This window comes from Kitasatospora sp. NBC_00039, from assembly GCF_045160625.1.
Taxonomy (GTDB): domain Bacteria; phylum Actinomycetota; class Actinomycetes; order Streptomycetales; family Streptomycetaceae; genus Kitasatospora.
In genome coordinates this window covers 7,347,081-7,353,410 of sequence record NZ_CP108289.1, presented here as the reverse complement: position 1 = coordinate 7,353,410, position 6,330 = coordinate 7,347,081, and the positions used below count along the sequence as shown (strand labels likewise).

The window sequence follows — 6,330 nt, the reverse complement described above, 5'->3', positions numbered from 1 at the left end:
GGGCGGGGCTCCCGGCCCGGACGGCCGCCGTATCGGCGGCCGTCCGGGCCTTTCCCGTGCCGGTCCCCGGCTCTGCGGCACTCCGCGGAGCCGACCGGTCCCGCAGGACCGACACCGGAAACCATCAGGCTGCCACCGCGATGCGATGGCAGCCTGATGCATGCGAGAGAGAGCGGCCGGCTGCGGCCCGGAGACCATCCGTGCGGGCCGACGGATCAGCGCATCCACACGTACGGCAGAAGAACCGCGAAAGGCCCTGCCCCGACCCTTGGTGTCCCAGGGATCAGGGCAGGGCCCCGTGTCAGGCACGATCGCCCGGTGACGGTCCGCGGACCGTCACCGGGTTCACCGTGACTTCGGCGGCTCCCAGCTCAGGCCGTCCGCGGTGGAGATCAGCCCGCCGTCGAACAACGGCTGCTCGTCCTCGTAGTCCTCGCCGAGCATGGCACGGGCCTGCACCTGCGACCCCTCGCGCATGACGTCGCCCACGATCCTCGACTTGAACAGCGGGTTCCTGTTCTCGCCGTCCTCGCTCAGCGACGCGACCGACGTCTCCAGCGTCTCCGACGTCTCGCGGATGCGTTGCTTCGCCGACATCGTGGTCAGGGCTTGCTCACCGGAGGCGACCCCGCCGACGAGGGTCGCGAACGCCTCCATCTCGGTGTCGGTCGTGTTGGTGACCTTCTTCGCCTTCCAGAAGTACGAGCTCTCGTCGACGTGCATGTCGTAGAAGGAGATCAGGAACTCGTAGAAGAGCGAGTACTCACGCCGGTAGCGACCCTCGAACTCGGCGAACGCCTGCTCCTCGCCGACTGTCCCGTCGAGGACGCTGTTGATCGACCGTGCCGCCAACAGCGCGCTGTAGGTGGCGAGGTGGACCCCGGAGGAGAAGACGGGGTCGACGAAGCACGCGGCGTCGCCGACGAGCACCATCCCGGGCTTCCAGAAGGTGGTGTTCAGGTAGGAGTAGTCCTTCCTGACCCGGACCTTGCCGTACGGCCCCTCGGTGATCCTGGGCGTGTCACCGAGCATCCGCTTGACCTCGGGGCACCTGTCGATGAAGTGCGCCAGCACGTTCTCCGGATCGCCCTGCACCTTCGAGGCGAACTCCTTGGCGACGACGGCGCCGACGCTCGTCAGGTCGTCCCTCAGCGGGATGTACCAGAACCAGCCCTCGTCGAAGGCGACGGAGAAGATGTTCCCTGAGTTGGGCGCCGGCAGCCGCTCGCCACCCTCGAAGTACCCGTAGATCGCCACGTTCTGGAAGAACTCGGAGTACTCGCGGGTCCCGCTCACGCTGCGGTGCAGCGCGCTGAGGTTCCCGGAGCCGTCGATGACGAACTTCGCGGCGGCCTCGCGGGTGACGCCGTCCGGCCCCCGGTACCGCACTCCGGTGATCCGGTCGCCCGTCTCGACAACCCCGAGGACGGTGTGGTTCTCCCGGACGTCCGCACCCTTGGTGCGCGCGTTCTCCAGCAGGATCTGGTCGAACTTCATGCGTTCGACCTGGTAGGCGAACGACGTGGGGCCGGCGAGGCGGGGCGAGATCGCGAAGTCGAACCGCCACGGCTCCGGGCTGGAGCCCCAGCGGAACGTTCCGCCTCTCTTCTTCGTGAAGCCCGCGGCCGCGAGCTCCTCGGTCACGCCGAGCAGTCTGCAGACTCCGTGGATGGTCGCGGGGAGCAGCGACTCGCCGATCTGGTGCCGCGGGAAGGTCTCCTTCTCCAGGAGCAACACGCGATGGCCCCGCATGGCGGTGAGTGCGGCAGCCGTGGATCCGGCGGGACCGCCGCCGACCACCACGACATCGAAGTCCTCACGTTCCGGTGACGTTCCGGCAGTTTGCTGCATTTCTTCTCCTTGAGAGGATTGCGGAGTGGTTTTCGAGGTTGCTCGAGTGAGTTTTCGCGGTCGTGGAGCATGGAATCGTGATCGCCACGCATTTGGGGCTCAACCCGGCGCAAAAATGCGGGAGTCGGGAAATGAGTCGCATCGCCCAGAAAAGGTGCGTTCCCGACGCATGTCCAACCTGCGACTGGAGGCAGATTCTTGGCCAGGGTGACGCGAGATGTCAACAGTCGTGACGCGAAATCAGACCGGAGGATGAGTGCCGTGCAGGGATTCCGATGACCCGGTAAAGGCCGCGTAGTCGCGCCGCCGGAGCTCTTCGTCCGCGGTGTGCTCGACGCGCTGCATGGCGAAGCGCAGAATCGGCGGCGCCATGACCGAGGTCACGATGGCCACCAGGATGATGATGGTGAAACTGCTGGTGTTGAGCACGCCCAACCGCAGACCGGCGGTCGCCACGACGATTTGGATGACGCCACGGGCGTTCATTCCGGCGCCGAGGGCGAGCGCCTCCCACCGGTCGAGCCGGCCGATCATTCCACCGAGGAACGCACCGGAGAACTTGCCGAGGACGGCGACCAGGAGCACGGCGACGGCGGCGGCGAGCACCGCCGGATGACGGAGCACGGTGAGATCGATCCGCAGACCCGCGGTGGCGAAGAACAACGGTGCGAACACCGCCATGACGATCGACCGCAGCGGAGCGAGCCTGGCCAGGTCGACCCTGCCGCTCGTACCGATGAGCACACCGGCGATGAAGGCGCCGAGCGCCGCTTCCAGACCGAGCGCCTGGGTGGCCGCCGCGCTCAGCACGATGACCACGGTGACCGTGGCGATCGACGGGCCTGCTTCAGGGGACCGTTCAGCCCGGGAGGTCGCCCACCGAACCGTCGGCGCACCCAGCGTCACGGCCGCCAGCACGACGAGCAGTGCACAGCCCACGGACGAAGCGACAGTGCCGACGGTGACGCTGCTCGTCGCCATCGCCGACACCACCGACAGCAGCGTCCACCCGACGAGGTCGTCCACCATTCCGGCGGCCAGGGTGAGTTGGCCGATGTTGCGATGGATGAGGTTCATGTCGGCGAAGGTCTTCGCGATGACGGGAAGCGCGCTGACACAGAGGGCCACACCGAGGAACATCGCGAACACCGCCCGGTTGGTGGTCCCCGGCATCAGCGAATCGGGTACCAGGCAGCCGGCGGCCACGCCGAGGCCGAGCGGCAGTACCAGGCCGGCGATACCGACGCCGAGGGCCGTGCTCCGTCTACGGCGTATCAGCTTCAGATCCATTTCGATCCCGGTCATGCCGACCAGGAGCAGGACGCCGACCTGGCCCACCGCGTCGAGGAGATGGAACTGCGTCGGCGCCTTCGGCAGCAGCCATTCGGAAACGGAGGGTGCAATTCGATCAAGTACGGACGGGCCGAACAGCACGCCGGTGCACAGCTCGCCGACCACCGCGGGCATGCCGATCTTTACGGCCAGCCGTCCGAGCAACAGGGCGAAAAGCAGCAGAACACCGAGCTGGGCGAGAAAGACCAGCAGTTGATGGGCGGGTATGGCCGGCGTCGGAAGGGATGCAGTCACAGTTGTCTCCCAATCGGTTGACTGCTCGGGAAGAAATCGCCGCACGCCGGGAGCGGACCCGAGGCCCTGGGTGATCCACTTCGATACGCATGTCGAGGTCACGCCAACTATTCGCCGTTCCGCCCGAAATGCCCCGTGGACCGAACTCCCCGGCCCCGTGAGGCGGTCTGACGCGATGAGCAGAGTGTCGCCTACCGCCGGGTGGGGCAGTGCACATATTCAAGTCTTGGAAGCACCGGCGACCACAGCGACCGGCCGGGCCAGGATGGCTGTGTCCCTTCCATCGCCGCTGCCCGACCGGGGGACCGATCCCGCGCGGTCGGCAGAACGACGTATCCACGTCCCGGACAACCGACCCGCTGGTGCGACTGAACGACGACGAGGGCCAGCACGCCCGGTGGCCGGTGCCGGCCGAGATCACCGCCGGCGGGACGACCGCACCCCTAGGCTCTTGGGAGTAGCCATGCTCAACGCCGTACAGCTCGCGCCCCCGGAGGCCACCCTCACGGTCTCCCCGGCGGAATCGATGGAGATCGGCCGGATCGCCGAGCAGCTGCAGGCGGTCTCGGACGAGGTCGACGACGATGCCTGGGTAGCCGCCGCCCGGGCCTCCTGGCAGTCCCTGCCCGGCACGTTCCGGCAGCGCATCCGCGAATTCCGCCGCGACTCCGGACCGGGGGGCGTGCTGGTGGTGCGCGGGCTTCCGGTGGACGAAAGCCGGCTGCCGGCCACCCCGTCGGTCCCCGGGTCCGTGCAGCGGACCACCACCGGGCCGGCCGCACTGCTGATGATGACGGCCTGCGGGCTCGGCGATCCCGCCGCCTTCCTGGCGGAGAAGTCCGGCGCACTGGTCCAGGACGTCGTCCCCGTGCCGGGCCGGGAGGAGTTCCAGGGCAACGCCGGGTCGGTGGACCTGATGATGCACAACGAGAACGCCTTCCACCCGCACCGCCCGGACTACGTGATGCTGCTCTGCCTGCGCCCGGACCACGACCGGGTCGCCGGGCTGCGCACGGCCTCGATCCGCGAGGCACTGCCACTGCTGTCCGACCAGGCCAGGGAGAACCTCGCCCGCCCCGAGTTCAGCACCCAGCCCCCGCCGTCCTTCGGCACGGCCGGCGGTCCCGTCCCGGAACTTCCGGTGCTGACCGGCGACTCGGCCGATCCGGACATCCGGGTCGACTTCGCCGCCACGACCGGGCTGACCCCCTCAGCCCGTGCGGCACTCGCCGAGCTGTCCCTGGTCCTCGACGAAGCGTCCCGCACCGTAAGGCTGTTGCCCGGCGACCTGGCGATCGTCGACAACCACGTGACTCTGCACGGCCGGACCGCCTTCCAGCCCCGCTACGACGGCCAGGACCGTTGGCTCCAGCGGACCTTCGTCCTGGCCGACCTGCGCCGATCGCGCGACCACCGGCCCGGCGACGGCTACGTGCTGGAGCGCTAGGGCGTCCGCCGTTCCAGTCGTCATCCCGGCAGTCGTCCGGGTTTCACCCAGGAGAAGGAGAACACAGCACATGCAGCAAGCGCCCGGGACGGCCGAGAACCCGCAGCCCTCGTCCGCCGACGCCGACGGCGTTCCCGTCTTCCAGCTGATCGACCCCGGACTGGTCCAGGACCAGTACGGGTTCTTCGCCGACTTGCGCGCCAAGTCACCCGTGTGGTGGGCGGAGCTGCCCGACGGAACACGCTGGCTGGTCCCCACCCGGTACGAGGACATCCGCCTGGCCCATCTCGACCCGGTCCTGCGCCAGAAGCCCGACCCGGAGGACGACCCCGTCTCCGACGAGGAAGGCGGCATATGGCGCGTCTACAACGAACACCCGGTCGTGTCCGACCCCCCGAAGCACACCCGCCTGCGCAAGCTCCTCGCCAGCGCCTTCACCGCCCGCCAGACCGAGCGTCTGCGCCCGCGCGTGGAACAGACCGTCGACGAACTCCTGGACGACCTCGCCCGACAGAGCGCCGACGGCGCATCCGTCGACCTGATGGAGGGCCTGGCCTGGCAACTCCCCCTGGTCCTGATCTGCGAGCTACTCGGCGTCCCTGAGGACCGCCGCGACGTCTTCCAGGACTGGTCCCGCAACGCCCGCGACTTCACCGGCGGCAACACCCACGAGGGCCGGGAAGCCATCGCCTACCGCATCATCGAGGTCATCAAGGACCTCATCGAGGAGAGGCGCGCCACACCCACCGACGACCTCCTCGGCCAGATGGTGCAGGCCCGGGACGCCGAGGAGGGCAAACTCACCGAGATGGAACTCATCTCCACCGCCTTCATCGTGCTGCTCGCCGGCTTCGAGACCAGCGTCGGCCTGATCGGCAACGGCGTGAACGCGCTACTGCGCAACCCCGAACAGCGGGCCCTCGTCGAGAGCGACCCGACCCTCCTGTCCGGAGCCGTCGAGGAGTTCCTGCGTTTCGACCCCTCACTCTTCCTCACCAACGTCCGCATCGCCGGGGCGCCCACGACCGTCGCGGGCGTCGACATCCGCAAGGGCCAGGCGGTTCTGCTCTCGCTCGGCGCCGCCAACCGCGACCCCGAGCAGTTCCCCGATCCCGACGAGCTGGACGTCACCCGCGCCACCACCGGGCACCTCGCCTTCGGCTACGGCATCCATCACTGCCTGGGCGCGCCCCTCGCCCGCATGGAGGCGGCCATCGCCATCGGCCGCCTGCTCGAGCGCTTCCCCCGCCTGCGCCACGCGGACAGCCCGGACGTGCCCTACATCCCCAGCCCCATCTCCCGCACGCCGCTGAATCTGCTCGTCCACCTGAACTGACGCCCGGAGCGGGTCGGGCCGCCCCCGCGACGCGGGGGCGGCCCGACCCGCTCCGTGGGTGTGGATCAGGCGGTCGCGCGAGCCTCGCCCGCAGGCGGCCGGCGCGCCC

4 protein-coding genes are annotated in these 6,330 nt (G+C 69.0%); 2 read left to right on the top strand and 2 right to left on the bottom strand.

The genetic code is table 11. The features are described from left to right. Positions 1 to 345 precede the first annotated feature (345 nt). Both OG286_RS32840 and OG286_RS32835 read right to left on the bottom strand, forming a co-directional pair. On the bottom strand, positions 346 to 1,851 hold the full coding sequence (locus tag OG286_RS32840) for a tryptophan 7-halogenase (protein ID WP_396325276.1): 1,506 nt from the start codon (positions 1,849 to 1,851) through the stop codon (positions 346 to 348). 240 nt (positions 1,852 to 2,091) lie between these two features. Next, positions 2,092 to 3,438 (bottom strand): cation:proton antiporter, encoded by a 1,347-nt coding sequence (locus OG286_RS32835; RefSeq protein WP_396325277.1) that lies wholly within the window; start codon positions 3,436 to 3,438, stop codon positions 2,092 to 2,094. Between the two features lie 463 nt (positions 3,439 to 3,901). On the opposite strand from OG286_RS32835, the gene OG286_RS32830 reads away from it, so the two are divergent. Together OG286_RS32830 and OG286_RS32825 are read left to right on the top strand one after the other, a co-directional pair. Next, the gene (locus tag OG286_RS32830) at positions 3,902 to 4,885 is read left to right on the top strand and encodes a TauD/TfdA family dioxygenase (RefSeq protein ID WP_396325278.1); all 984 of its coding nucleotides are present in this window, start codon (positions 3,902 to 3,904) and stop codon (positions 4,883 to 4,885) included. A gap of 70 nt (positions 4,886 to 4,955) precedes the next feature. Further along, entirely contained in the window at positions 4,956 to 6,221 is a 1,266-nt protein-coding gene (locus OG286_RS32825; protein ID WP_396325279.1) for a cytochrome P450, read from the top strand. Positions 6,222 to 6,330: the final 109 nt, after the last annotated feature.